This is a genomic window from Streptomyces sp. NPDC039465 (assembly GCF_055639315.1).
In genome coordinates this window covers 60,607-84,882 of sequence record NZ_JBVKAP010000010.1, presented here as the reverse complement: position 1 = coordinate 84,882, position 24,276 = coordinate 60,607, and the positions used below count along the sequence as shown (strand labels likewise).

26 protein-coding genes and 5 tRNA genes are annotated in these 24,276 nt (G+C 72.7%); 11 read left to right on the top strand and 20 right to left on the bottom strand.

What is annotated here, in order from left to right:
* Positions 1-14 precede the first annotated feature (14 nt).
* Positions 15-470, bottom strand: a complete 456-nt coding sequence (locus tag ACZ7LT_RS28315) for a TIGR02611 family protein (protein WP_471238944.1) — start codon at positions 468-470, stop codon at positions 15-17.
* 189 nt (positions 471-659) lie between these two features.
* Between ACZ7LT_RS28315 and ACZ7LT_RS28310 the strand changes: the two genes are divergently transcribed.
* A complete protein-coding gene (locus ACZ7LT_RS28310; RefSeq protein WP_003959770.1) occupies positions 660-1,073 on the top strand; it encodes an SsgA family sporulation/cell division regulator in 414 nt (137 codons plus the stop codon).
* 306 nt (positions 1,074-1,379) lie between these two features.
* Positions 1,380-1,937, top strand: a complete 558-nt coding sequence (locus ACZ7LT_RS28305) for a CGNR zinc finger domain-containing protein (RefSeq protein WP_471238943.1) — start codon at positions 1,380-1,382, stop codon at positions 1,935-1,937.
* A 19-nt stretch (positions 1,938-1,956) separates the two neighbouring features.
* On the opposite strand, the gene ACZ7LT_RS28300 is transcribed toward ACZ7LT_RS28305, so the two are convergent.
* A complete protein-coding gene (locus ACZ7LT_RS28300) occupies positions 1,957-2,109 on the bottom strand; it encodes a hypothetical protein (RefSeq protein WP_019884882.1) in 153 nt (50 codons plus the stop codon).
* Positions 2,110-2,233: 124 nt separating this feature from the next.
* On the bottom strand, positions 2,234-2,671 hold the full coding sequence (locus tag ACZ7LT_RS28295) for a hypothetical protein (protein ID WP_471238942.1): 438 nt from the start codon (positions 2,669-2,671) through the stop codon (positions 2,234-2,236).
* A gap of 157 nt (positions 2,672-2,828) precedes the next feature.
* Here ACZ7LT_RS28295 and ACZ7LT_RS28290 point away from each other — a divergent pair, with 157 nt between their 5' ends.
* Positions 2,829-3,350, top strand: coding sequence for a DsbA family protein (locus ACZ7LT_RS28290; protein ID WP_471238941.1), 522 nt, complete (start codon positions 2,829-2,831; stop codon positions 3,348-3,350).
* Positions 3,351-3,466: 116 nt separating this feature from the next.
* On the opposite strand, the gene ACZ7LT_RS28285 is transcribed toward ACZ7LT_RS28290, so the two are convergent.
* Genes ACZ7LT_RS28285 through ACZ7LT_RS28275 form a run of 3 tightly spaced genes read right to left on the bottom strand, consistent with a single transcriptional unit; the run spans position 3,467 to position 6,240 of the window.
* Positions 3,467-4,303, bottom strand: a complete 837-nt coding sequence (locus ACZ7LT_RS28285) for a GNAT family N-acetyltransferase (RefSeq protein WP_471238940.1) — start codon at positions 4,301-4,303, stop codon at positions 3,467-3,469.
* A gap of 42 nt (positions 4,304-4,345) precedes the next feature.
* Positions 4,346-5,176: an aminotransferase class IV gene (locus ACZ7LT_RS28280; RefSeq protein WP_471238939.1), complete on the bottom strand. Its 831-nt coding sequence runs from the start codon at positions 5,174-5,176 to the stop codon at positions 4,346-4,348.
* The gene (locus ACZ7LT_RS28275) at positions 5,173-6,240 is read right to left on the bottom strand and encodes a chorismate-binding protein (RefSeq protein ID WP_471238938.1); all 1,068 of its coding nucleotides are present in this window, start codon (positions 6,238-6,240) and stop codon (positions 5,173-5,175) included. Before ACZ7LT_RS28275 ends, ACZ7LT_RS28280 begins: the two co-directional genes overlap by 4 nt.
* Before the next feature lie 188 nt (positions 6,241-6,428).
* Between ACZ7LT_RS28275 and ACZ7LT_RS28270 the strand changes: the two genes are divergently transcribed.
* The 5 genes from ACZ7LT_RS28270 to ACZ7LT_RS28250 all read left to right on the top strand — a co-directional run bounded on the left by ACZ7LT_RS28270 (position 6,429) and on the right by ACZ7LT_RS28250 (position 6,906).
* Positions 6,429-6,501, top strand: a tRNA-Gly gene (locus ACZ7LT_RS28270).
* 39 nt (positions 6,502-6,540) lie between these two features.
* Positions 6,541-6,614: transfer RNA gene (locus ACZ7LT_RS28265), tRNA-Cys, on the top strand.
* Between the two features lies 1 nt (position 6,615).
* Positions 6,616-6,687: transfer RNA gene (locus ACZ7LT_RS28260), tRNA-Val, on the top strand.
* A 34-nt stretch (positions 6,688-6,721) separates the two neighbouring features.
* Positions 6,722-6,793: transfer RNA gene (locus ACZ7LT_RS28255), tRNA-Val, on the top strand.
* Between the two features lie 41 nt (positions 6,794-6,834).
* Positions 6,835-6,906, top strand: a tRNA-Val gene (locus ACZ7LT_RS28250).
* A gap of 127 nt (positions 6,907-7,033) precedes the next feature.
* On the opposite strand, the gene ACZ7LT_RS28245 is transcribed toward ACZ7LT_RS28250, so the two are convergent.
* The 4 genes from ACZ7LT_RS28245 to ACZ7LT_RS28230 all read right to left on the bottom strand — a co-directional run bounded on the left by ACZ7LT_RS28245 (position 7,034) and on the right by ACZ7LT_RS28230 (position 9,387).
* A complete protein-coding gene (locus tag ACZ7LT_RS28245) occupies positions 7,034-7,324 on the bottom strand; it encodes a TFIIB-type zinc ribbon-containing protein (protein WP_398682727.1) in 291 nt (96 codons plus the stop codon).
* Between the two features lie 39 nt (positions 7,325-7,363).
* Positions 7,364-8,350, bottom strand: a complete 987-nt coding sequence (locus ACZ7LT_RS28240) for a phosphotransferase family protein (RefSeq protein ID WP_471238937.1) — start codon at positions 8,348-8,350, stop codon at positions 7,364-7,366.
* Positions 8,351-8,761: 411 nt separating this feature from the next.
* Positions 8,762-8,929: a hypothetical protein gene (locus tag ACZ7LT_RS28235; protein ID WP_471238936.1), complete on the bottom strand. Its 168-nt coding sequence runs from the start codon at positions 8,927-8,929 to the stop codon at positions 8,762-8,764.
* Positions 8,930-9,144: 215 nt separating this feature from the next.
* Entirely contained in the window at positions 9,145-9,387 is a 243-nt protein-coding gene (locus ACZ7LT_RS28230; protein ID WP_471238935.1) for a hypothetical protein, read from the bottom strand.
* 260 nt (positions 9,388-9,647) lie between these two features.
* Here ACZ7LT_RS28230 and ACZ7LT_RS28225 point away from each other — a divergent pair, with 260 nt between their 5' ends.
* Positions 9,648-10,844: a serine/threonine-protein kinase gene (locus tag ACZ7LT_RS28225; protein WP_471238934.1), complete on the top strand. Its 1,197-nt coding sequence runs from the start codon at positions 9,648-9,650 to the stop codon at positions 10,842-10,844.
* Positions 10,845-10,863: 19 nt separating this feature from the next.
* Here the strand turns inward: ACZ7LT_RS28225 and ACZ7LT_RS28220 are convergent, their stop codons facing one another.
* The 8 genes from ACZ7LT_RS28220 to ACZ7LT_RS28185 form a co-directional block, all read right to left on the bottom strand.
* On the bottom strand, positions 10,864-11,682 hold the full coding sequence (locus ACZ7LT_RS28220; RefSeq protein WP_471238933.1) for a TrmH family RNA methyltransferase: 819 nt from the start codon (positions 11,680-11,682) through the stop codon (positions 10,864-10,866).
* A gap of 60 nt (positions 11,683-11,742) precedes the next feature.
* The gene (cobA, locus tag ACZ7LT_RS28215; protein ID WP_471238932.1) at positions 11,743-12,999 is read right to left on the bottom strand and encodes a uroporphyrinogen-III C-methyltransferase; all 1,257 of its coding nucleotides are present in this window, start codon (positions 12,997-12,999) and stop codon (positions 11,743-11,745) included.
* Positions 13,000-13,402: 403 nt separating this feature from the next.
* Positions 13,403-16,684, bottom strand: a complete 3,282-nt coding sequence (gene cobT, locus ACZ7LT_RS28210; protein ID WP_471238931.1) for a nicotinate-nucleotide--dimethylbenzimidazole phosphoribosyltransferase — start codon at positions 16,682-16,684, stop codon at positions 13,403-13,405.
* A gap of 335 nt (positions 16,685-17,019) precedes the next feature.
* Positions 17,020-18,246, bottom strand: a complete 1,227-nt coding sequence (gene cbiE, locus ACZ7LT_RS28205) for a precorrin-6y C5,15-methyltransferase (decarboxylating) subunit CbiE (RefSeq protein WP_471238930.1) — start codon at positions 18,244-18,246, stop codon at positions 17,020-17,022.
* A gap of 57 nt (positions 18,247-18,303) precedes the next feature.
* The gene (locus tag ACZ7LT_RS28200) at positions 18,304-18,969 is read right to left on the bottom strand and encodes a GNAT family N-acetyltransferase (RefSeq protein ID WP_471238929.1); all 666 of its coding nucleotides are present in this window, start codon (positions 18,967-18,969) and stop codon (positions 18,304-18,306) included.
* A gap of 175 nt (positions 18,970-19,144) precedes the next feature.
* Complete coding sequence (locus tag ACZ7LT_RS28195) at positions 19,145-20,002, bottom strand: MetQ/NlpA family ABC transporter substrate-binding protein (RefSeq protein ID WP_471238928.1); 858 nt, start codon at positions 20,000-20,002, stop codon at positions 19,145-19,147.
* Between the two features lie 69 nt (positions 20,003-20,071).
* Positions 20,072-20,740 carry a methionine ABC transporter permease gene (locus ACZ7LT_RS28190; RefSeq protein ID WP_471238927.1) on the bottom strand — a complete coding sequence of 223 codons (669 nt, stop codon included), beginning with the start codon at positions 20,738-20,740 and terminating at the stop codon, positions 20,072-20,074.
* Complete coding sequence (locus tag ACZ7LT_RS28185; protein WP_471238926.1) at positions 20,737-21,801, bottom strand: methionine ABC transporter ATP-binding protein; 1,065 nt, start codon at positions 21,799-21,801, stop codon at positions 20,737-20,739. Before ACZ7LT_RS28185 ends, ACZ7LT_RS28190 begins: the two co-directional genes overlap by 4 nt.
* 589 nt (positions 21,802-22,390) lie before the next feature.
* Between ACZ7LT_RS28185 and ACZ7LT_RS28180 the strand changes: the two genes are divergently transcribed.
* A complete protein-coding gene (locus ACZ7LT_RS28180) occupies positions 22,391-22,759 on the top strand; it encodes a hypothetical protein (protein WP_471238925.1) in 369 nt (122 codons plus the stop codon).
* Entirely contained in the window at positions 22,752-23,174 is a 423-nt protein-coding gene (locus ACZ7LT_RS28175) for a hypothetical protein (protein WP_471238924.1), read from the top strand. Before ACZ7LT_RS28180 ends, ACZ7LT_RS28175 begins: the two co-directional genes overlap by 8 nt.
* A 7-nt stretch (positions 23,175-23,181) precedes the next feature.
* Here ACZ7LT_RS28175 and ACZ7LT_RS28170 read toward each other — a convergent pair whose 3' ends face one another.
* Together ACZ7LT_RS28170 and ACZ7LT_RS28165 are read right to left on the bottom strand one after the other, a co-directional pair.
* Positions 23,182-23,664 (bottom strand): GNAT family N-acetyltransferase, encoded by a 483-nt coding sequence (locus ACZ7LT_RS28170; RefSeq protein WP_471238923.1) that lies wholly within the window; start codon positions 23,662-23,664, stop codon positions 23,182-23,184.
* Positions 23,665-23,702: 38 nt separating this feature from the next.
* Positions 23,703-24,254 (bottom strand): sigma-70 RNA polymerase sigma factor region 4 domain-containing protein, encoded by a 552-nt coding sequence (locus ACZ7LT_RS28165; RefSeq protein ID WP_471238922.1) that lies wholly within the window; start codon positions 24,252-24,254, stop codon positions 23,703-23,705.
* Between the last annotated feature and the right edge of the window lie 22 nt (positions 24,255-24,276).

The following is a 24,276-nucleotide window of genomic DNA, read 5'->3' as shown; positions in this document are numbered from 1 at the left end:
GACCACCAGAACGGTCAACGGTCGATGTTCCAGGGCAGGGCGAGCCCGTACTTCCAGAGGTAGAAACCCACCAGCACCGCGACGATCACCAGACCGACCGTGGTCAGGATGATGTTGCGGCGCCGCACCTTGGGGTCGAGCGCCTTCTGTGCCGCCTCGGTCACCTTCCGCTTCGTCCAGCGCAGCACCAGCTGTGCCCAGACGAACTCGGTGGCCCAGATGGCCATGCCACCGAAGATCACCACCCAGCCCGGCCCCGGCAGCACCAGCATCGCCACGCCCGCGCCGACCACGGCCAGGCCGACCACGAAGACGCCGACCTGCCAGCTCAGGTGGAGTGTCCGGCGCGCCTTGATGAACTCGGGCGCTCGGGAGCCGAGCGGCGACTCCCCTTCCGTTACGTCCCCCGTCGCGGCGGCCTCGGTCCCGGGCCCGGCGACCTTTCCCCGCTCGTCACTCTCCGCATTCATGAGCCCAACCTACCGGACCGCGCCGATGTACCCGAATGGCGGTACGAGCGGAAGTCACACACCGCCATACGAGCTACCTGAAGGATCACAAAACAGACAGAGGGGTTTACAACGGCACCGTAGGTGGCATGTCGATTTCGCCGACGTGCGAATCCCCGAGCGCACACTGAGCGAAAGGCCCTGGCGCTTATGAACACCACGGTCAGCTGCGAGCTGCACCTGCGCCTCGTTGTGTCGAGCGAGTCCTCACTGCCTGTACCCGCGGGCCTGCGGTATGACACGGCCGATCCCTATGCCGTGCACGCCACCTTCCACACCGGTGCCGAAGAGACGGTCGAGTGGGTCTTCGCCCGCGATCTCCTCGCCGAAGGTCTGCACCGGCCCACCGGCACCGGCGACGTCCGCGTCTGGCCGTCGCGCAGCCACGGTCAAGGCGTCGTCTGCATCGCGCTGAGCTCCCCTGAAGGCGAAGCCCTGCTCGAGGCCCCGGCGCGCGCCCTGGAGTCGTTCCTGAAGCGGACCGACGCCGCGGTGCCACCCGGCACCGAGCATCGCCACTTCGACCTTGACACGGAGCTCTCCCACATCCTGGCCGAAAGCTGAGCCAGGCCGAGAGCCGCACGGCGCCGTCCGACTCGGGGCGACGGCGCCGCGCGGACAACCCCCAACGGCGGACGTCGGCGCCGTCACCGTGAAGCCACCGCGGTGACGGCGCCGACATGCTTTGACCTCCCCGGGGCGCCCCCCGCGCCGTCCGTAGGGCCTTCCGGCGCGGTTTTCGGCCCCGGCAGGGATGGTTCGGGCCCTCTTGGGGCCCGGTTTCGGACCTCTCCGGGTCCCTCGTGCCCAAGCCGCTAGAGTCAGCGCAATCCGGCGGGCGCCCGCCCGCAGCTGGCCAGGGAGCGAAGCGTGCTGATCCCCCACGACACCCGGATCGCCCTCGACACCGTCGTCGATCTGATGAACACCGCGCCGCAGGGCGAGCGGGGCGACGAGCTCGGGGACGTACCGGCGCTGGGCGTGTTCGTGCGCGCGCACGACATCAGCGACGTGGGTGAGCTGGGGGAACGCGATCTGAAGGCCGTACGGGAGGTGCGGGAACGCTTCGCCGCGGTGTTCGCGGCGCCGGACGCCCGGGTCGCGGCGGCGCTGATCAATCAGCTGGTGGCCGCCGCCGGCACGACGCCACAGCTGACCGACCACGACGGCTACGACTGGCATGTGCACTACTTCGCGCCGGGCGCGTCGGTGGCCGACCACCTGGCCGCGGACTGCGGCATGGCCCTCGCCTTCATCGTCGTCGCGGGCGAGCAGGAGCGGCTGCGCCGCTGTGAGGCACCGGACTGCGGGCGCGCCTTCGTCGACCTGTCCCGTAACCGCTCGCGCCGCTACTGCGACAGCCGCACCTGCGGTAACCGGCTCCATGTGGCCGCGTACCGGGCGCGGCGCAAGGAAGCCGCGGGCTGAGCCGGCCGTCCGGGCCCCCTCACAGCAGGAAGAGGTCGTGGACGGACGCCATGAGCAGCAGACAGCCGATCACCGCGAGGAAGATCATCAGCGGCGGCTGGGAGAGCGCGAAAAGGCAGCCTCGCGGCTCTTCGGTGGGGGCGGGTGACTCGTCCCGCGAGGTATCCAGCATCTCGGGGCGATGATGACGCAGGACAGCGTGTGGTGAATGCTCAACACGCTTCACGGCTCGGGCAGTTCACCGGATTTCGTTTCGACCCGCGGACGCGTTGCCGAACGGGCACCGGCTGGGCCGGTCAGATGCCGTGCTTCTTCAGGATGGCCTCGATGTCGCTGAAGTCGTCCCCGGCGTTCGCCGTGGTGTTCGTGGCCCGCGGTGTGGCGGTACGGCCCAGGGACGGCGCCGACGCGGCCGGGGCGACGGCCTCAGGCCCGGCGGCCGCCTTGGCCGCGGCCTTGCGTTCCTTGCGGGTGCCGCCCCTACGCCGCTCGACGGCCCGGGTCGACGTGAACAGCAGCCAGGCGGCGCCGAGGACCGCGAAGCCGGCCCACGCGGTCGGGCTGAAGGCCGTCCTGGCGAGCCACTCCACGGCGCCGGTCATCACCAGCCCGAGGGGGACCAGGGAGTAGGCGGCGATCCGCGTGGCGGTCAGGAACCGCTTGCGGTACGCCGTGATCGCGGCGATGCCCAGGCCGGCCGCGGCCACCGCGGAGCAAATGGTCTCGGCAAGCATCCCGTCCTCCAGGCGTGGGGCGATACGTCCCTTCCATCCTGCACCTGAGCACGCCGCCGGGGCCACGGCCCGGGGCGGGTCTCAGGGAGATCTCCGGGACGCGCTCCTTCCCAGGTGCCGGTTGGGCGGGCCGGGACCAGGCTGGAAGACTGGCCCCATGAGTGACTCGACCCCCGACAGCACCGCCGCCCCCGTCGTCCTGGACGTGTGGTGCGAGCTCCAGTGCTCCGACTGCCACAGCGCCCTGACGGACATCCACGCCCTGCGCGCCCGGTACGGGGACCGGCTGGAGGTGCGGCTGCGGCACTTCCCGCTGGAGAAGCACAAGCACGCTTTCGCCGCCGCGCAGGCGGCCGAGGAGGCGGCGGAGCAGGGCCAGGGCTGGGCGTACGCGGAGGCCGTGCTGGCACGCACGGAGGAGCTTGCCGCGCGCGGCGAAGCGCTGCTGGTCGAGGTGGCGCGTGAACTGGGCCTGGATGCCGAGGAGTTCGACACGGCGCTGATCGACGGCCGGCACATGCTGATCGTCGACGCGGACCAGGCCGAGGGCAAGGCGATCGGGGTGACCGGCACTCCCACGTATGTGATCGGCGGGGAGCGCCTCGACGGCGGCAAGAGCCAGGAGGGGCTGCGCGAGCGCGTCGAGGCGATCGCGGACCGGCTGCTCGCGGAAGGCTGAGACTGGACGGGTCGCGCCCGGACCGGCTGCTCACGCAGGTCTGAGGCCGGACGGGTCGCGCCCTGGCCCCGGGCGCCAGGAGGCCCGGGTCACGCCCGGACCCCGCCTCCCTCGGCCTAAAGCAGGTCCTTCGCGCTGTTCATGTGAGTCGTGCGGTAGCCGAGGGACTCGTACAGCCGCAGCGCCGGGGTGTTGCCCGCGAAGACGTGGAGGCCGAGCAGGCACTCCCCGGCGTCCAGGGCGACCCGTTCGGCCAGCAGCATCAGCGTGCGGCCGTGGCCCTGGCCGCGCCGCGCCTCGGCGACCTCGACGTCGTAGACGAAGGCGGCCCGCACGCCCGGTTCGATCTCGCGCCGTCCGGTCCAGAGCGTGCCGACGACCTCGCCGTCCTGGGCGGCGACATGGATGGTGACGCCCGGGGTCGCCAGGCCCTCGGGGAGGTTCTCGCGGGTGCTGGCCTCGGCCTTGGCCCTGGCCTGGTCCTCCGGGACGCCCCGCTCGATCCAGCTGCGGGCGAAGCCCTCGCGGGAGGCCGCCTCCCACACCTCGTACTCACCTTGCGTCATGGGCCGGACGTCCACGCCCGCCGGCAGGGCAGGGGCCTGCCCGAGCTCCTTGACCATGTTGCGGCTGCGTTCGGTGTAGCCGAGCGCGGCCGCCATCCGCAGGGCGGCGTGCGCGTCGGCCGGTACGGAGACGAGGATCTGTCGACAGCCCCAGCCGCGCAGCACCTCCTCGGCGGCGAGCGCGGCGACGGTCCCGCGGCCCCGGCGGCGGTCCGGCTCGTCGATGCGCAGGTCCTCGATGGTGCCGACGGTCGGTCCGAAGCCGGGCATGGTGGCGAGGTGGAGCGAGCCGACCGGGCGGCTGTTCACCCTGACCTCGTAGGGGCGGTTCCGCGTGCCGTCGGCGGACTGCTGGAGCGGCGCCGTCGGCCGCAGGGTCGTGGTCATCACGGGTGTTGTACCTGCCCCACGGCCGCGCGTCACGCGCTTTTACCGCTCCAGGGGGTCCGTTTCGGCCGCGGCGCGCTCCTCGAAGATCCGCATGGCCTTGGCGGTGACCGGACCGGGGGCGCCGGGCAGTTCACGGCCGTCGACGCGGTGGACGGCCTGGACGTCCCGGAGGGTCGAGGTCAGGAAGATCTCCTCGGCCCGCTCGAGGACGTCCATCGGCAGGTCGGTCTCCTGGGCGCCCGTCCATGCGACGGCCAGGGCGCGGGTGATGCCCGCGAGGCAGCCGGAGGCGAGGGGCGGGGTGTGGATCTGTCCGTCGAGGACGACGAAGACATTGGATCCGGTGCCTTCGCAGAGCTGCCCGACGGTGTTGGCGAACAGGGCCTCGGAGGCGCCCTGCTCGCGGGCGCGGGCGAGCGCGACGACGTTCTCCCCGTACGAGGTCGTCTTCAGGCCGGTGAGGGCGCCCCGCTCGTTACGGGTCCAGGGGACGGTGATCACGGCGGTGGAGTCCGGGCGCCGGTAGGTCTCCCCGAGCGCGACCACGAGGGTGGGGCCGGTGTCGCCGCGTTCGGAGCCGAGCGGGGAGATCCCGCCGGTGTACGTGATGCGCAGCCGGCCGAGCTCCATCGGGTTGGCCTCGACGACGGCGGCGCAGGCGCGGCGGACCTCGTCCAGGTCGGGGTCGGGCAGGCCGAGGCCGCGGGCGGAGCGGGTCAGCCGGTCCAGGTGGCGGGTGAGGGCGAAGGTCTCGCCCCGTACCGCCTTGACCGTCTCGAAGACGCCGTCGCCGACGGTCAGACCGTGGTCCAGTACGGACACACGGGCCGCGTCCGCGTCGTGCAGCCCGCCGTTGACCCAGAGTTTCATCGAGAAATGGCCTTTCCGCTCACCTCGGGTGTCCCCGACTCGTGTGTTCCCGACGCTACCGCGAGCAGTCGGGCCGCCTTCAGCTCGGTCTCGGCCCACTCCCCCTCGGGGTCGGAGCCCCAGGTGATGCCGGCGCCGGTGCCGAAGCGCAGGGCGCCGGCGGCGCGGTCGATCCAGAAGGTACGTATGCCGACGGCGAGCTCGCCGGTGCCGGCGTCGGCGTCCACCCAGCCGATGCCGCCGCAGTACGGGCCGCGGGGCGCGGTCTCCAGGGCGTCGATGATCCTCAGCGCGCTGGACTTGGGGGCGCCGGTGACCGAGCCGGGCGGGAAGGTGGCCGCGAGGAGCTCCGGCCAGCCGGCGTCCGGGCGCAGCCGGCCGCTGACGGTGGAGACGAGGTGGACGAGGCCGGGGTGCTCCTCGATCTCGCACAGGGCGGGCACGGCGACCGTTCCGGTCTCGCAGACGCGGCCGAGGTCGTTGCGGACCAGATCGACGATCATCACGTTCTCGGCGTGGTCCTTGGGCAGCAGATCGGCGGCGGTGCGGCCGGTGCCCTTGATGGGGCCGGACTCGACCGCGCGGCCGGTGCGGCGCAGGAAGAGCTCGGGCGAGGCGGTGGCGATCTCCACGCCGTGCGCAGGCAGCCGAATCGTTCCAGCAAAGGGTGCGGGGTTTCCCCGGGCCAGCAGTGCGGTCAGCGCGTCGACGTCCGAGGCGTCCGGGTCGGGCAGCGGCGCGGACAGCACCCGGCAGAGGTTCGCCTGGTACACCTCGCCGGCCGCGATGTGCTCGCGGATCCGGCGGACGCCCGCGATGTACGCGGCGCGGTCCAGGGAGGAGGTCCAGTCCCCCGCTCCGGGGCCGCGCCAGCCGCCGGGGGCCGGGGCGGGCACCGGCTGCCTGCGGACGTCCGCGAAGCGGGCGCAGGTCAGACGGCCTTCGAAGTCCGCCGCGACGGCCCAGAAGCCGGAGGAGTCGAGGGCTTCGGGGTCGTGGGTGACATCTCGGAGGTCGGTGGCGACGAGGCCGCCGAAGCGGGCCAGAGGAGCGAGGTGCTGCACGGATGTGAGTCTAGGGCGGCGCCGGGAGGGACGCCCCGGGGCGGGCGCCGGGGCTCCTGGCGGCGGCCTGGAGTGAACGCGACACGAACACAGGTCAGCACGCTGCGGAAACGCGTTTTTGTACTGGCCCAGGAATCCGCTAGAGTTCAACACGTCGCCGGGACGCGCAAGCGAAACGGAAACGACAAGCGGACGTGGCTCAGTTGGTAGAGCATCACCTTGCCAAGGTGAGGGTCGCGAGTTCGAATCTCGTCGTCCGCTCGATGTGGGGGATCTTCCCGAACCCCTGTATTCACTCCTGGTGGAGTGGCCGAGAGGCGAGGCAACGGCCTGCAAAGCCGTCTACACGGGTTCAAATCCCGTCTCCACCTCCAAGGACGATTAGCTCAGCGGGAGAGCGCTTCCCTGACACGGAAGAGGTCACTGGTTCAATCCCAGTATCGTCCACTGATCCGTAAGGATCTGGTCCGCAAGGATCCCCGCGCGATTAGCTCAGCGGGAGAGCGCTTCCCTGACACGGAAGAGGTCACTGGTTCAATCCCAGTATCGCGCACGCAGTAACCCCCTGGTCCCGGTATGTTGTGGGACCGTCCCGCGCGATTAGCTCAGCGGGAGAGCGCTTCCCTGACACGGAAGAGGTCACTGGTTCAATCCCAGTATCGCGCACAGCTGGAAGCCCCCGGCCGCATCTCGCGGACGGGGGCTTTCTGGTCTTCCGGGACCGCGGACAGGCGGGCGGCGGCACATCGGCGAGGGGCCCGGCAGCCCTGGGCGGCCGGGCCCGTGCGCGGGCTCAGGAGGAGAAGAGCATCCGGCCGAAGCCGCGCTGGCGGTAGTGACCGCCGCCGTGGTGGCCGTGGCCGTGCTGCGGGGCACCCCAGGCCGGGGCTGCGGGCGCCGCCGGGTAGGCCTGCGGGGCCGGCGGCGCGGGCGGGGCCTGCTGGGCCCACTGCGACTCCAGGCGGGTCAGGGCCTCCAGCTCGCCGTAGTCCAGGAAGATGCCCCGGCAGCCGCTGCACTGCTCGATCTGGACGCCGTTGCGGTTGTACGTGTGCATCGCTGCGTGGCACTTGGGACACTGCATGCTCGGCTCAACTCCCTGCCGTTTTGATGATGGCTTCGTCTACCAGGACGCCGGGGTGCCCAACTCGGTTCGGAGCGATGCGATTCGGGCGCACGTGTCGATCATCACGCGTTCGACGTCGTCCGTGGCGCGGCCTTCGGCGGCGGACTTGGCGAAGGCGAGCGCGGCGGTCTGGACGGTGAGCGCGCGGGCCGGAACGTCGAGTCGCGGCCAGGGATCGCCGTCCGCCGGGACCGCCGGGCCGTCGGCGGCGCGGTACGCGTCGAGGAAACGGGACCAGATCTCGGGCGGCAGCAGTCCCGCGGCGAACCAGGCGGCGGGCCGGGCCAGGTCCCAGGCGGGCTCGCCCAGACCGAGGTCGTCCACGTCGATGAGGAGCCAGGGGCCGTCGGGGGCGGGGTGGCGGACGAGCTGACCGAGGTGAAGATCGCCGTGGCACAGGGCGGAGCGCCGCCCTTCGGGGGCGGGGGCCTCGCCGTGGGCCCAGGGCGGCAGTGTCCGCCAGGCGGCCTCGACGGCGTCCATGCCGGGCCGCTCCCCCACCGCCCGCATCCGCGCGATGGCGAGCGCGACCTTGACCGGGCCCCGCATGGGCGGCAGGGGCTCCGGCAGTGCGGCGGGCGGTACCTGGTGGAGCCGGGCGAGCAGCCGCGCGGCGTCCTCCCAGGGCGCGGCGTCCGGGTCGCGCGGGTCCACGGGGACGCCGTACGGCCAGGCCGTGACGGGGCGGCCCTCCGGGGCATGGGCGGCGTCCGCCGGGAGGGGCGGCAGCAGGATGCCGTCCAGCAGCGGATGCGCGGCGACGGCGATCCGCAGCCGGTGGTCCCGTTCGTCCGTGCCGGGTGCGTGCGCCTTCGCCACGGCGTCCCCATGCCGTACGACGGTCCCGTCGACCCGGTCGGCCAGCACATCACCCAGCCCCGCCGCCCCACCGCAGGCCGGGCAGGCCCCCGGTGGCGCGGCCCGATGGGCGGCGCGGCGCGCGGTGTCGTGGAGGGCCCGGAGCAGGGGCGGGTCGCAGTGCACGGCTCAGAGCCTAAGGGTGTCTTGTGGATCAGGCAGGATCAGGCCGCATCCGGCCGGATGAGCGGGGGGTCCGGCGCCGCGGCTCCGCGTCCGCGGGCGGAAAGCGCAGTGGGCGGCCGGCGGGGCCGGGGCAGCCCCCGGCTCCGCCCTCCGACGGGGCCGGTGCCGCGGCCCCCTCATCCGCGGGCGGAAAACGCGATGGCCGGTCAACTGGCCGGGGTACCTGCCCGGCCTCCCGCCCCGGCGGGCCGGCAACGCGGCCCCCCGTCCGCGGGTGGAAAAGCGCGATGGCCGGTCAGCTCCCCAGCTGACCGGCCAAACGCTGCCGTCCGCCGCACCCCCGTCCCCACGGGGTTGTTGGCCGGATGTCCTCGACCCGGGCCGCTCTCCCAGGTCCGTCCGGGGCGCCGCTCAGCGCCCCAGCATCACGCCCACGGACGACGCCTGTGTGACCACCGCTTCCCAGCCGCCGAAGGCGACCACGAGCAGGGCCGCGAGAGGGAGGACCATGGCCGTGGCCACCAGGGGGTGGCGGCGGCCCTGCGTGCGGGGCATCGTCCGGGCTGCCGTGTTCGCCATGGGTCCTCTCCTGTCGTGGTTGGCAGCGGCGGGTGTCTGACCTCGGGGGACGAGTGCTCCACCCGCCGCTTGACTTCAACAGTAGGGACAGCGGCGGGCCCGGGCGTCATGCCCGCGTACCTACTTCCGGGCCTCCCGGAGGATGAGTCCCCCCTGTTCGGCGTACTCCCCAGGGTGGAGATGCGGCCCCAGGGGTGGGGGACTTCCCCGAGATGTCAGGCCGCGCCGTCCGCCGCGGCGTCGTCCCCGGGGACCGGCTGTTCGACGAGCGCCAGCACGCGGTTCGCCATGAAGCGGGCCGTCCGCACCACCGTTCCGTTCCGGGTGACTTCGCTCACTTCCACCACCCCTCTGCGCACCGCCGTCTCCACCCGGCGGCCCGCCCTGCTGGCCACCACCTCGTACGTCCGAGTCGTGTCTCCCGCGTCCACGACTATCTCCACGCGGTCACCCTTCATCGAGCCAATCCCCCTTCCGCGACGGATCATTGAGAAATCGCACAGGGCAAGGAACCGTGGATCCACGGCTTCCTGACCACCCCTCAAGTTTCCCACCCAGCACTGACAATCGATCGGTCCAGGAGGGCGCGGCCTATGAGCACACCGGGGCACGGGTACGTAAGCTGTGCCACGTCAAACGGATAAACGCGGCTGCGGGGTGGGGCCTCCCCACGGACGGTCAGGGGTGGGGCCTCCCCACCGACAGGTAGGGGACGAACATGGCGATGATGCGGCTCCGGCGCGAGGATCCGCGGACCGTCGGCTCGTTCAGGCTGCACCGGCGCCTCGGCGCCGGCGGGATGGGCGTCGTGTACCTCGGCTCCGACCGGCGCGGTCAGCGTGTGGCGCTGAAGGTGATCCGGCCGGATCTGGCCGAGGACCAGGAGTTCCGGTCCCGGTTCGCCCGTGAGGTGTCCGCCGCGCGCCGGATCCGGGGCGGCTGCACGGCCCGGCTGGTCGCCGCCGACCTGGAGGCCGACCGCCCCTGGTTCGCCACCCAGTACGTCCCCGGTCCCTCCCTGCACGACCGGGTCGCCGACGAGGGCCCGCTGCGGGCCGCCGACGTCGCCGCGATCGGGGCGGCCCTCTCCGAGGGCCTGGTGGCCGTCCACGAGGCAGGGGTCGTCCACCGCGACCTGAAGCCGTCGAACATCCTGCTGTCCCCCAAGGGCCCCCGGATCATCGACTTCGGCATCGCCTGGGCGACCGGCGCCAGCACGCTCACCCATGTGGGCACCGCCGTCGGGTCCCCCGGCTTCCTCGCGCCCGAGCAGGTGCGCGGCGCCGCGGTCACTCCGGCGACGGACGTGTTCTCGCTGGGCGCCACCCTCGCGTACGCGGCGATGGCGGACTCCCCCTTCGGGCACGGCAGTTCGGAGGTCATGCTCTACCGCGTGGTGCATGAGGAGCCGCAGCTGCACGGTGTGCCGGACGCGCTGGCGCCGCTGCTGAGCGCCTGTCTCGCCAAGGACCCCGAGGACCGGCCCAGCACCCTGCAACTGTCCATGCGGCTCAAGGAGATCGCGGCGCGCGAGGCGCAGGGGCTGCCGGAGGCAAGGCCGCCGGCGCAGCGGGAGCGGATCGAGCAGGAGCGGCCGACGGACCGCTTCACCGAGCGGTACACGGAGCGCACCACCACTCAGGGGCGCACGCAGGGACCGTCCTCGCGCCCGTCCGGGCCGCGCACCGGCGGTTCACGTCCGCAGGGGGCGCAGGCGCCCCGTACCACCGGCGCGCGGCCCGGTGGGGCGCGCACCGGTGGCGGACGGCCGCCCGCCAGGGTGGGGGCCCGGACCACCTCCACCGGCCGCAGGCCGGCCAACCCGCGTCTGCTGCGGCAGCGGCTCTTCGTCTTCGTCGTGGTGACGCTGATCGTGGCCCTCGGGATCGCGGCGGCGCAGGCCCTGCAGGGCTGACCGGGGTGCGCGCCGGGCGTCAGTCCTGGGGGCGGCCCGTCGCCACCGCGTAGAACGCCACGGCCGCCGCGGCCCCCACGTTGAGCGAGTCCACGCCGTGCGCCATCGGGATACGGACCCACTCGTCGGCCGCCATCAGCGCCTTGGTGGACAGTCCGTCGCCCTCCGCGCCGAGCATCAGCGCGACCCGCTCCAGGCGGTGCGGGGCGGCTTCGTCGATCGAGGAGGCCTTCTCGTCCGGAGTCAGGGCGAGCAGCTTGAACCCGGCCTCCCGTACCGCCTCCAGGCCCTTCGGCCAGGTCTCCAGGCGGGCGTACGGTACGGAGAAGACGGCGCCCATCGACACCTTCACCGAGCGCCGGTAGAGCGGGTCGGCGCAGTCCGGCGAGAGCAGCACGGCGTCCATGCCGAGCGCGGCGGCGCTGCGGAAGATCGCGCCGATGTTGGTGTGGTCGTTGACCGACTCCATGACGACGACCCGGCGCGCCGTGGTCAGCAGTTCGCCGGCGGCGGGCAGCGGCTTGCGCTGCATGGACGCGAGCGCGCCGCGGTGCACGTGGTAGCCGGTGACCCGCTCGGCGAGGTCCGGGTTGACCGCGTAGACCGGTGCCGGGACCTCGTCGATGACGTCGCGCATCACGTCGACCCACTTGGCGGACAGCAGCATGGACCGCATCTCGTAGCCGGCCTGCTTGGCCCGTCGGATCACCTTCTCGCCCTCGGCGATGAACAGGCCCTCCGCCGGCTCGCGCTTGCGGCGCAGCTCGACGTCGGTCAGCCCCGTGTAGTCGCGCAGGCGCGGGTCGTCGGGGTCTTCGATGGTGATGAGATCAGCCACAGGGTGATACTGCCTTGTCCGGGGTGTGGTGCCAATGTGTGCCGCTGAGCCGACTGCCGGCTAGTCGGCGGTCGCGTGGTCGGCGGTCGCCAGCTTGTCCGGGCCCTCGGTGACGACGTCGCCGATGACGATGACCGCCGGCGGCCGTACGTCCTCCGCCCGGACCGTCTCCGCGACCGTCGCGAGCGTCGCGTCGACACGGCGCTGAGTGGCCGTCGTACCTTCCTGGACCAGGGCCAGCGGCGTGCCGGGGGCCTTGCCGTGGGCGATCAGCGCCTCGGCGATCTTCCCGATCTTGTCGACGCCCATGAGGATCACGAGCGTGCCCGTGAGCTTCGCGAGCGACGCCCAGTCGACCAGCGAACGCGGGTCGTCCGGGGCGACATGACCACTGACCACTGTGAACTCATGGGCGACGCCGCGGTGGGTGACCGGGATCCCGGCCGCGCCCGGCACGCTGATGGAGCTGGAGATACCGGGCACGACGGTGCAGGCGATACCGGCCGCGGCGAGCGCCTGGGCCTCCTCCATACCGCGGCCGAAGACGAACGGGTCGCCGCCCTTGAGCCGGACCACCGACTTGCCGGCCTTGGCGTGCTCGATCAGCGCGTGGTTGATGGCCTCCTGGGCCATGAAACGGCCGTACGGGATCTTCGCGGCGTCGATGACCTCGACGTGCGGCGGGAGTTCGCTCAGCAGGTCACGGGGGCCGAGCCGGTCGGCGATGACCACGTCCGCCTCGGCGAGCAGCCGGCGGCCGCGGACCGTGATCAGGTCCGGGTCGCCGGGACCGCCGCCGACCAAGGCGACGAAGGGCGTACGGGAACGGTGCTGCGGCGCCGCGATCGAACCGTCGCGCAGGCCCTCCACGATGGCGTCCCGCACGGCGGCCGAGCGTCGGGGGTCGCGGCCGGTCAGCACCGCGACCGTGACGCCCTCGCTGCGGCCGGTTGCCGGGGTCCAGGCGGTGGCCGCCTCGGCGTCGTCGGAACGTACGCACCAGGTCCGGGTCCGCTCGGCCTCGGCGGAGGCGGCCTCGTTGGCGGCGGGGTCGCTGGTGGAGATCAGCGCGTACCAGGTGTCGGCGAGGTCGCCGTCCTCGTAGCGGCGCTTCAGCCAGGTGATCTCGCCCGCCTCCGCCATGGCCTCCACGGACGGGGTCGCGGACGGGGAGACGAGCGTGACGTCGGCGCCGGCCGCGACGAGGGCGGGGAGGCGGCGCTGGGCGACCTGGCCGCCGCCGAGGACGACGACGCGGCGGCCCGAGAGGCGCAGACCGACGGGGTAGGCGGGGTGCTCGACGTGCTGCTCGGCCATGGCGGTGCGGCTCCTCGGACGGGGCGTGGCATGTGCGGGGCCGCTGCGGCGGTGAAGCGGCTGGTGAGAGGGGTTGCGGGGACGGCGGGCCCCGGCGACCACGATAGCGCTGCGGGTGCGGGTGGCCCCTTTGGGGCCGCGTCCGGGGTGGGCCGGGGCCGCTTGGTTGCCGTGGGGGCCGCTCCGGGGCTCGGGGCCGGGACTGCATGTTTTACGGCGCGTGCGGCCGGGCCGCAAGGTTGCCCGGCGTCACGCGCCACAAAACACGCTCTACGTCCCGGCCCCGACCCCTGCGCGGCCCCTCGGTACGTACCCGGGCGTCCGTGGTGCGGACGTCCTGGCAGGGCGACGGGTCCCGGCTCCGTCCGACCGGTGGAGGCTCGTCGCCCCCACCGGCCTGGGCCTACTTCTCCGTGACGCCCGCCGAGTCGAACGTCGCCACCTCGTGCATCGCGCGAGCCGCGCTCTGGACGATCGGGAGCGCCAGGAGCGCGCCCGTCCCCTCGCCCAGGCGCAGGTCGAGGTCGACCATGGGGCGCAGGCCCAGCTTGTTGAGGGCGGCGACATGGCCCGGCTCCGCGCTGCGGTGGCCCGCGATGCACGCGGCGAGGGCCTCCGGGGCGATCGCGCGGGCGACCAGGGCCGCCGCGCCGGTGGAGACTCCGTCCAGGACGACCGGGGTACGCAGCGACGCGCCGCCGAGGATGAGGCCGACCAGGGCCGCGTGCTCCAGGCCGCCGACCGCGGAGAGGACACCGATCGGGTCCGCCGGGTCCGGCTGGTGGAGGTCGAGGGCGCGGCGGACGACATCGACCTTGCGGGCGTGCATCTCGTCGTTGATGCCGGTGCCGCGGCCGGTGACCTCCGCCGGGTCGACGCCGGTGTAGACGGAGATGAGCGCCGCGGACGCGGTGGTGTTGGCGATGCCCATCTCGCCGGTGAGCAGCGCCTTGTTGCCGGCGGCGACGAGGTCGCGGGCGGTCTCGATGCCCACCTCGATCGCGGCGAGGACCTCTTCGCGGGTCATGGAAAGCCCGGTGGTGAAGTCGCCCGTACCGGCGCGGACCTTGCGCGGCAGCAGTCCCGGGGTGGCCGGCAGGTCGGAGGCGACGCCGACGTCGATGACGCAGACCTCGGCGCCGACCTGGGCGGCGAAGGCGTTGCAGACCGCGCCGCCGCCGAGGAAGTTGGCCACCATCTGGCCGGTGACCTCCTGGGGCCAGGCGGTGACGCCCTGGGCGTGCACGCCGTGGTCGCCGGCGAAGATCGCGACGGCCGCGGGCTCCGGGATCGGCGGGGGGCACATCCGGGAGAGGCCGGACAGCTGCGCGGAGATGATCTCCAGCATGCCGAGCGCGCCGGCGGGCTTCGTCATCCGCTTCTGGCGCTCCCACGCCTCGCCGAGCGCCTTCGCGTCCAGCGGGCGGATGTTGGAGACGGTCTCCTGGAGGAGGTCGTGCGGCTCCTCGCCCGGCAGGGCGCGGCGGCCGTACGTCTCCTCGTGGACGACCCAGGAGAGCGGGCGGCGCTTGGACCAGCCCGCCTGCATCAGCTCGGGCTCCTCGGGGAACTCGTCGACGTAGCCGACGCAGAGGTAGGCCACGACCTCCAGGTGCTCCGGCAGGCCGAGCGCGCGGACCATCTCGCGCTCGTCGAAGAAGCTGACCCAGCCGACGCCGAGGCCTTCGGCGCGGGCGGCGAGCCAGAGGTTCTCGACGGCGAGCGCCGAGGAGTACGGGGCCATCTGCGGCTGGGTGTGCCGGCCGAGAGTGTGGCGGCCGCCGCGAGTGGGGTCGGCGGTGACGACGATGTTGACCGGGGTGTCGAGGATGGCCTCGATCTTCAGTTCCTTGAACTGCTTGGCCCGGCCCTTGGGCAGCGACTTCGCGTAGGCCTCGCGCTGGCGGGTGGCCAGCTCGTGCATCGTCCGGCGGGTCTCGGCGGAGCGGATGACGACGAAGTCCCAGGGCTGGGAGTGGCCGACGCTGGGCGCGGTGTGCGCGGCCTCCAGGACGCGCAGCAGCACCTCGTGCGGGATGGGGTCGCTGCGGAAGCCGTTGCGGATGTCGCGGCGTTCGCGCATCACCCGCAGGACGGCCTCGCGCTCGGCGTCGTCGTAGCCGGGCGCCGGGGCTCCGGGCGCCTCGGCCACCTCGGTCACATCAGCCGCCTCGGGGGCGTCGGCCGGCTGCTCAGCCTGCTCCGGCTGGGGCGCCTCGGCGGCCACCGGCGGCTGCTCAGCCTGCTCCGACTGGGGCGCCTCGGCGTCCACCGGCGGCTGCTCGGCCACGGCCGGGGCGTCGTCGGGGACGACCGGGATCTCCTCGGCCTCGATCTCCTCGGGCGCCTGCGGCGCCGGGGCCTCGACGGCTTCGGCGGGTTCGGCGGCCTGGGGGGCTGCGGTGGTGTCGGGGGCGGGAGTCTCCTGCTCCGGCTGGGGCGCCTCGGCCGCGACGGTCGCCTCGGGCTCGGGCTGCGGCTCGGCCTCACGCGGCGCGGGGACGACGGCGGGCGCGGGCGCCTCCGGCGCCGTCTCGGCCGCCACCACGGGCTCGGGGGCCGGTACGGGCTCCGCCTGGGCCACCGGGGTCTCGGCGGCCTCCGGGGCCTCGGGTGCGGCGGGGGCCTCCGGGGCGGGGGCCTCGGTCACCGGGGTCGGCGCGAGGTGCGGGGTCGTCGGGACGGACCCCTCCACCTGGACAAACGTGGCCTCGGGAGCCGGTGTGGCCTGCGGGACGACCGTTTCTGCTGCGGCAGGTGCAGGCACCTGGGGTCCCTGGGGCTCCAGCGGCTGGTGGGGCTCGGGCGTCTGCTGCGGCTCCAGCACCTCTTGGGGCTCGGCAGGCTGCTGCGGCTCCGGCGCCTGCTGGGGTTCCTGTGCCTGCTGGGGCTGGTGTGACTCGACGGCTGCCACAGGCGCCACGGCCTCGACCGGCTGGACCGGCTGCGGCGGCTGGGCGTCCCACGGGATGCCGCCCTGCGGCGGGATCTCGCCCAGCTGCGGGCCGGGCAGCACCGGCGCCTCCGGCGCGGGCGCGGGGACGGCGGCCGGAACCGGGGCGACGGTCTGGACCGGGGCGGGCGCGGCGGCCTGGGCGGGCTGTGCCTCGCGGGGCACGTCCAGGTACCCGGGCCCGATGGTCGCGGGCCCGGCGACCTGTACGGGCGTCGGCGCGGGCGGCGTGCCGGCGGGGCCACGGTCGGCCAGGGAGCGGACCACGCCGCCGGAGCCCTCGGCGACCGGCGGGCCCATGTGCAGCGGACGGCGGGCGGGCGGCGCCTGCGCGGCGGCGGGCGGCGGTACGCGTACACCGCTGAGGTCGACGGAACCGGAGTCCCGGCCGCCGGTCTCGTGAACGCCCGGCTCGTACGTCTCATACACAGGGGTGGGCTGCGCCATGGCCTCGGCGGCCTGCAGGGCCGGCTGCTCGGCCGGGATCCCGGCGGCCACGGGGGGCACGGGCGCGGGAGCCATCGGGGCGGGCGCCTGCGGGGGCACCATGCCGGGCTGGTGCTCGCTCCAGGCGCCCTGGGCACCCGGCATCAGGAGCAGGTCGTCGTCTTCGGCTGCGCTCTCGGAGGGGTCCAGGAAGGTGTACGCGCCCGGCGCGGGGATGCCCGGCTGCTCGACCATGCCTGCGTTCTCCGGCAGCCCCTCGCCCGGGATCTGGCCGGTGTCGGTCATGCGTACCCCTCGCCCATCGGTTGTGCTCCTTCAGATCGCCCGTCAACAACAACGAGCATGCGCGCCGCGCGGCACGAACGACTCGCGGACTTCCAGCATTGTCGCGGCCTTTCGCCACTGCGGCAGCGAGATCCGCCACGGTGCGCTGTGGACTGCGCCACGTCGCGCGTCCCCCGGTTCTGCCGTCCTACACGCCGTACCACACCAGGAGTTCAAAAAGGGCCCCCTTTCCGGATATTGACCGGGGGTACCCCGGCTGAGCTGGGGCGAACCACCGAACACCGGGGCGCGGTACAACAATCGGCCAGCCTACCTGGCGTTGTGTGTCGCCACGGTCACGGGGCGCGGTCCGGGCGGTGGCCGGAGAGGAGGAAGACGACCGAGCGCTCCCGCTCCGACCAGGCCCCCGGGTCGAGGGTGACGTGTTGGAGGAGCACGCATTCGACGGTGTATCCGCCGTCCGCGAGGGCGGTGCCGATGGCCTCGGCCTCGTCGCGGTTGGTGGCGTGGGTGACGATCCGTTCCGGCCGGCGGTCGGCGCAGGCGGTGACGACGGGTGCTCCCCCGCCGCCGATCCGTACGACGTCCGGTTCGGGCAGCCGCTCCAGGACGTGCGGGGCCCGGCCGGGGACGGCCTGGAGCTGTACGCCGAAGCGGCGGGCGGCGGCCTCGGTGCGGGCGCAGGCGGCCGGGTCCGCGTCGACGGCGATGACGGCGGCGCCGAAACGGGCGGCTTCGACGGCGAAGGCGCCGCCGCCGCAGCCGATGTCCCAGACGAGGTCGCCGGTGCGGGGGCCGAGCCGGGCGAGCTGGGCGGCGCGCAGTCCCGGGGACCGGCCGGGCTCCTGGGCGTCGGCGGGCTCGGAGCCGTACGCGCTCTCGGGCAGGGCCCAGCCGCGGGTTTTGGGGGGTCCCGGTTCGTGGCCCATCAGCCAGGCGCCGCCCGGTCCGGTGGCCGCGGCGCCGCCGATGACGAGGACGACGTTGGGGTCGCGCCAGGCGTGGTCGGCGGCCTTGTCGGAGGTGAGGACAGTGACTTGTTCGCGCTCGGTGCCGAGCTCCTCGCAGATGACGAAGGTGCGGTGGACGCCGTCGAGGAGGAGGGCGAGTTCGGCGGGGCCGGCGCCGGGCGAGGTGAGGACGGCGACCTTGGGGTGGGCACGGCAGACGTTGACGGCGCGGCGCAGGGTGCGCTGGTGGGCGACGACGATCCGGGCGTCGTCCCAGGGCATGGCGGCGCGGGCGAAGGCGGCGGCGACGGAGGAGACGGCGGGGACGACCTCGACCTCGAGGCCGTGTTCGGGGGCGCGCAGGGTGCGGACGACGCCGAAGAAGCCGGGGTCGCCGTCGGCGAGGACGACGGCGGTGCCGCGGTGGCCGGCGATGCGGCGGGCGGCCAGGTCGACGCTGCCGAGGCGGATCCGTTCGGCGGTGGGCGGCACCTCGGGCAGGGCGAGATGGTGGCCGGCGCCGGCCACCAGGGTGGCGGCGGAGAGCGCGGACCGCGCGGCCTCGGTGAGGGGCGATCCGTCCCAGCCGATCACCGTGACCCGGTCGGCCATCGTCGCTGTCTCCTGAGGGTGTTGTCGCTGGTCGGGCCAGGCCGAGGTTACCCGGCCTCAGCTCCAGTCGGTGAAGGAGGAGTAGCCGGCGTCCGCCATCTGGTCGGTGACGCCTTCGAGGTCCTCGGGGAGCAGGCTCCAGACGATCAGGTCGGTCCTGATGTCGCTCCAGCCGCCGTCCGTGACGTCGTCGGGGCGGGTGCGGGCTATCCAGGCGTTGCGCAGGACGCCCTCGCTGATGCAGCCGATCTTCTGGGCGACCTGCTGGGCGGCGGTGTTGTCGGCGGCGGTGCGCAGTTCGAGGCGTTCGAACTTCTGGTCGCGGAAGAGCCACTGGGCGACGGCGAGGACGGATTCGGTGGCGTATCCCTCGCCGCGGGCCCAGGGGGCGGTGACATAGGCGACTTCGGTGCTGAGGGTGCGCCAGTTGGTGTTCTTGAGGTGGATGGTGCCGACGAGGCGCTGGGTGAGGAATTCGGTGACGGCGAGGACCACACCGCGGCCCTCGGTGCGCTCTGCAGGAGCGATCCTGCTGACCCAGTCGCGGGCGTCGGCCTCGGTGTAGGGGTACGGGACGGAGGTCCAGGCGGTGACCAGTTCGTCGTTCATCATCTCGACGTACGCCTGGATGTCGGCCTCTTCGTACGGGCGCAGAACCAGCCGGTCCGTGCTGATGGAGATGTCCGGGAACACCGGAGAGGGGGTAGTCATGCGCAGCTCCATACCGAGGACCGTCCGTGAAGACCGTGAACGCACAGCATGCAACATGGGGCTGCTGGTGCGCATGGCCGGGTCGGGGGCGGGTGGGGTGCGACGAAGGCCCCGCGCATCGGACGGGATGCGGGGGCCTCCGTCACAAGGACTGTACTGCGGGCCCTACTTGGCGCTCGCGGCGGCCTTACTTGGCAACCGCGCCGAAGGCCGGCACGACGGCGCCGTTCTTGTAGGTGTCCTCGATGTACTTCTTCACCTCGGGCGAGTTGAGGAGCTTGGCGAGCTTCTCCACGCGCGCGTCCTTCTCGTTGCCCTCCTTGACGGCGAGGAAGTTGGCGTAGGGGTTGCCCTCCGCCTTCTCCAGGGCGAGGGCGTCGGCGGCGGGGCTGAGCTTGGCCTCGATCGCGTAGTTGCCGTTGATGACGGCGGCGTCGACGTCGTTCAGGGCGCGGGGCACGGTGGCGGCCTCCAGCTCCTTGAACTCCAGGCCCTTCTTGTCGGTGATGTCGGAGAGCTTGCCGTTCGAGCCGACGCCGTCCTTGAGGGTGATCAGACCGTTGTCGGCGAGCAGCTTGAGCGCGCGGCCGCCGTTGGTGGTGTCGTTGGGGACGGCGATGGTCTGGCCGGCCTTGATCTCCTTGAGGTCCTTGAGCTTCTTGGAGTACAGGCCGAGGGGCTCAAGGTGGACGTTGACGACCGGGACGACGGTCGTCTTGTTCTTCTTGTTGAAGTCGTCCAGGTAGGGCTTGTGCTGGAAGAAGTTGGCGTCGACCTGGCCGGACTGAGTGGCGGTGTTCGGCAGGACGTAGTCGGTGAACTCCCTCACCTCCAGCTTCAGTCCGGCCTTCTCGGCGAGGTTGTCCTTGACGAAGTTGAGGATGTCGGCGTGCGGCGTCGGGGACGCGGCGACGACGAGCGCCTTGGAGGGGTCGGAGCCGCCCTTGGCGGAGGAGGGGTCGGAGGCCGTGCCGCAGGCGGTGAGGCCGAGGGAGAGGGCGGCGGTGGCGGCGGCAGCCGCGGTGAGCTTGATGTTATTACGCACGAAAAGTGCCTCTTTCTGGTGGTGCGGATGGCGCCCGGACAAGGAGTGCGGGCTCTTTGGTGCCAGGTGTCAGGCGGTGCGGCCGCGGCGCGCGAGGAGCCGTACGGCGAGGTCACCGATGAGCTGGACGACGGTGACGATCGCGATCAGGACGAGGACCGTGATCAGCATGAACTGGGTGTCGAACCGCTGGTACCCGTAGGTGATGGCCTTGGAGCCGAGGCCTTCGCCGCCGACCGCGCCGGCCATCGCCGAGTAGCCGATGAGCACGATGACGGTGGTGGTGACGCCGGAGACGAGCGAGGGCAGGGCCTGCGGGAGCAGCACCTTGCGGATGATCGTCGGGATGGATCCGCCCATGGACTGGACGGCTTCGACCAGGCCATGGTCGACCTCGCGGACCGCCGTCTCGACGAGTCGCGCGAAGAAGGGGATGGCTCCGATGGCCAGCGGCACGATCATCGCGGTGGGGCCGATGAAGGTGCCGACGACGAGGGTGGTGAAGGGGATCAGGGCGATCAGCAGGATGATGAACGGCAGCGAGCGGCCGATGTTCACGATCACGCCGACGGCCTTGTTGAGGGGCCGGTTCTGCAGGAGGCCGCCCTTGTCCGTGAGGACGAGGAGGATGCCGAGCGGGAGTCCGCCGAGGACGGTGACCACTGTGGACCACAGCACCATGTAGAGGGTGTCGATGGTGCCCTGCTCCAGCAGGGGCTGCATCTCCGACCAGGTCACTTGGCACCTTCCTTGGCCAGTACGGGGCTCTGCGCGGCCTGCGCGGGGACGGTGGCGTCCGCTTCGACGATCTCGACCTGGAGGCCCTGCTCGCGCAGGAAGCCGACCGGGACGACGTTCTCCTCGTAGCGGCCGGGCAGTTCGATCCGCATCCGGCCGATCTGGCGCCCGCCGACGGTGTCCATGGCGGCGCCGAGGATGGAGATGTCGACGTTGTACGTGCGGGAGAGCTGCGAGATCACCGGCTGGGTGGCGGCCTCGCCGTGGAACGTCACGTCGATGACGGTGCGGTCGGGGCCGGTGGCGTCACCGGTCACGGGGAAGAGCTCCGCGGCCAGTTCGGAGCCCGGGGTGGCGAGGAGTTCGCTCACGGTGCCGGACTCGACGATGCGGCCCTTCTGCATCAGCGCGGCCGAGTCGCAGATCGTCTTGACGACGTCCATCTCGTGGGTGATGAGCAGGACGGTCAGTCCGAGCTGGCGGTTGAGGTCACGCAGCAGCTGCAGGATGGAGCGGGTGGTCTCCGGGTCGAGGGCGCTGGTGGCCTCGTCGGAGAGGAGCACCTTCGGGTTGCCGGCGAGCGCGCGGGCGATGCCGACGCGCTGCTTCTGGCCGCCGGAGAGCTGGCCGGGGTAGGCCTTGGCCTTGTCGGCGAGGCCGACGAGGTCGAGGAGTTCCAGGGCGCGGCGGGAGCGCTCGGCGCCGGAGACGCCGAGGATCTCCAGCGGGAGTTCGATGTTGTCCTTGACGGTGCGTGAGGACAGCAGGTTGAAGTGCTGGAAGACCATGCCGATGCTGCTGCGCGCGCGGCGCAGCTCCTTGCCGGCGCGGCGGCCTCGTCCGGCGAGGGCGGTGAGGTCGACGCCGTCGACGGTCACGGTGCCCGAGGTGGGGCGCTCCAGGAGGTTGACGCAGCGGATGAGCGAGGACTTGCCGGCGCCGCTCTGTCCGATCACGCCGAAGACCTCGCCTTCGCGGACATGGAGGTCGACGCCGTCCAGAGCGGTGACCTGGCGGCCTCGCGACTCGTAGACCTTGGTCAGGCCCGTAGTGGTGATCACAGGGTTTCCGTCACTGTCGAGTGCGCGGCGCGGTGTCCGCCGGCACGGGGCATTCGTGGACAGTCAGGCGCAGAATGGCTGCCGGCCGGTGGCCGGGTGGCAGCGTGTGCGCGGGGCGGGCTCGGCCGTACGCGGTGGGGGTTTCCATGGCGTACGGATCCGGCCGGGCCGTCGGTCTCGCTTCGGGGCGCGAGGCACAGGCGGGGGCCCTCAGAAGGCGCACATTCGACACATACAACGAGCACCGGGCGTCGTGATCGCCTCGGTCGCAAGGGTGCGGCTGCTCGTCGTGGTCATGGCTGCAAGTAAAGCAGACATGGGTACGAGACCCGGCCTCGTGTCCGAATAGCGGACGCCCTTTCCCCGGCATACGGACGCTCCGTGGGGCGGCCCGCCACGCCGTGCTGAGCCGCTCTCCCCGTCCCTGGCCTGGGCGTACGGGGAGGGGCGGCCGGTCGTCGCGGCAGGGGCGGCGGGTGCGGCCACTGCCCGGCTGTGGTCAAGACCACGGTCCCCGGGGCGGCATGGCTCCGGCCGGACGCGGGGGCCGAGCGCTTCGGGTCTTTTGGCGCGTAATACCCTCGGGCGCATGCTTGACGCCCTGACGGTCGCGGTCGCCGTGGCCGCGCTCGCCCTCGCCGCCTGGTGCGGCTTCGCCTTCACCCGCGACCAGCCCACCAAGGACTGGCACTTCATCGGCATGGCCGTGGTGACGGTCCTGGCGCTGGCCCAGCTGGTGACCGGGATCGTGCAGCTCGCGCGGGGCGAGAAGGCCGACGAGGGTACGGCGATCTTCGTCGCGTATCTGCTCGGCGCGCTGTTCGCGGTGCCGGTGGCGGGCTTCATGTCGCTGACCGAGCGGTCCCGCTGGGGCTCGGCGACGGTCGCCGCGGGCGCGGTGGTCCTCGCGGTGCTCGAGGTGCGGCTGTGGGACATCTGGGGAGGCGTCGATGTCTGAGCCGAACGCCGTCGGGCGGACCCGGCTGGTCCAGGGCCCCGGCATGCTGCTCGTGTGGCTGTACGGGGTGATGTCGGTCGGCGCGGTCTCCCGCTCCGTGTACCAGATCGCCACCGAGTACGACCGGGCCCCGCTGGCGTACACCCTGTCGGCCGTCGCGGCCGTGGTCTACGCGTTCATCACGTACACGCTCTTCCGTGGCGGTGAGACGGCCCGCAAGGCGGCGCTGGTGTGCTGCGCCGCCGAGCTGGTGGGCGTCCTGACCGTGGGCACCTGGACGATGGCGGACCCGTCCGCCTTCCCCGATGCCACGGTCTGGTCCGACTACGGCCTGGGCTATCTGCTGATTCCGGTCCTGCTGCCGGTCACCGGCATCGTCTGGCTGCGCCGCTCACGCCGGAGCGCCCAGGCCTGAGCCGGCCTCAGGCGGCCTTCTCCAGGGTGACGAGGGTGAGCCGGGGGCCGACCTCGCGGGTGGCCACGGTCTCGTAGCCCTTGCGGCGGTACAGCCGCAGATTGCCCTCGCTGCGGTGGCCGGTGAAGAGCTGGAACCGCTTGGCCGCCGGGGCGGGGTCCGCCGCGAAGTGCCGCTCGATCGCGTCGAGGAGCCGCCCGCCCAGGCCGTGGCGGCGCAGCCGCGGGTGCACGATGAGCTTGTCGATGCGGACCGTGCCGGTGTCGTCGGCGCTCGCGCGTACGGAGGCCACGATCTCGTCGCCGAGCCGCGCCACCAGGGCGTGCCCCTGGGTGAGTTCGGCCCTGAGCGCGTCGAGCGACTGGGTGAGGGGCTCGATGCTGTAGTCGCCGTACAGCTCGGCCTCGCTCTGGTAACACAGGTACTGCAGTTTGAGAATGTGCTCGGCGTCCTGCTCGCCCGCGGCTGAGATCGTCACGCTCATGCCCATGTGTGCATGCCTCCCGCTCACCTGGTCCACCGGTCGGTCTACCGCTCCTTTCCCCGGAGTTCAGGAACGGGAACCTCTGCAGCGAGCATTCTGCGCAGGCATCCCAGGCAACGGGAACGCATCGGCCCCAAACTCCCCTGTGAGATACCCAACTCTCCTGCGATTTCCCGGTAGGTGGGGTCGTTCGGCGACAGCATCGCAGTCAGCAGGCTCGGGCAGCGGCCAGGCGTACGGCGGACGGCCGCGCGCAGGACGCGGCGGCGTTCGGCGATCAGGGCGGCCCGTTCCGGAGATTCGGGCGAGCCGTGCGGGTCCTGGGGTTCGGCGCCGCAGGGCCGTTCGCGGACGGCCGCGCGGCGGGCCCGGCGAGCCTCGGCGCGTACGGCGCGCCGCAGCCAGTCGGCGGGGTGTTCGGGGGCGCCGGGCCCGTGGAGGCGTTCCAGGAGCTGGAGCCAGACGGCCTGTTCGATGTCGTCGGGTTCGACACCCGCGGCGGCGGCCTCGGCACGGGACTCGGCGGCGAGCAGCGGACTGAGGGCGCCGACCAGCTCGGGGGCATCGGGCAGGGGGTGCGGTTCGCTCTGCGTCATGACGGGCACGACACGCGCGACG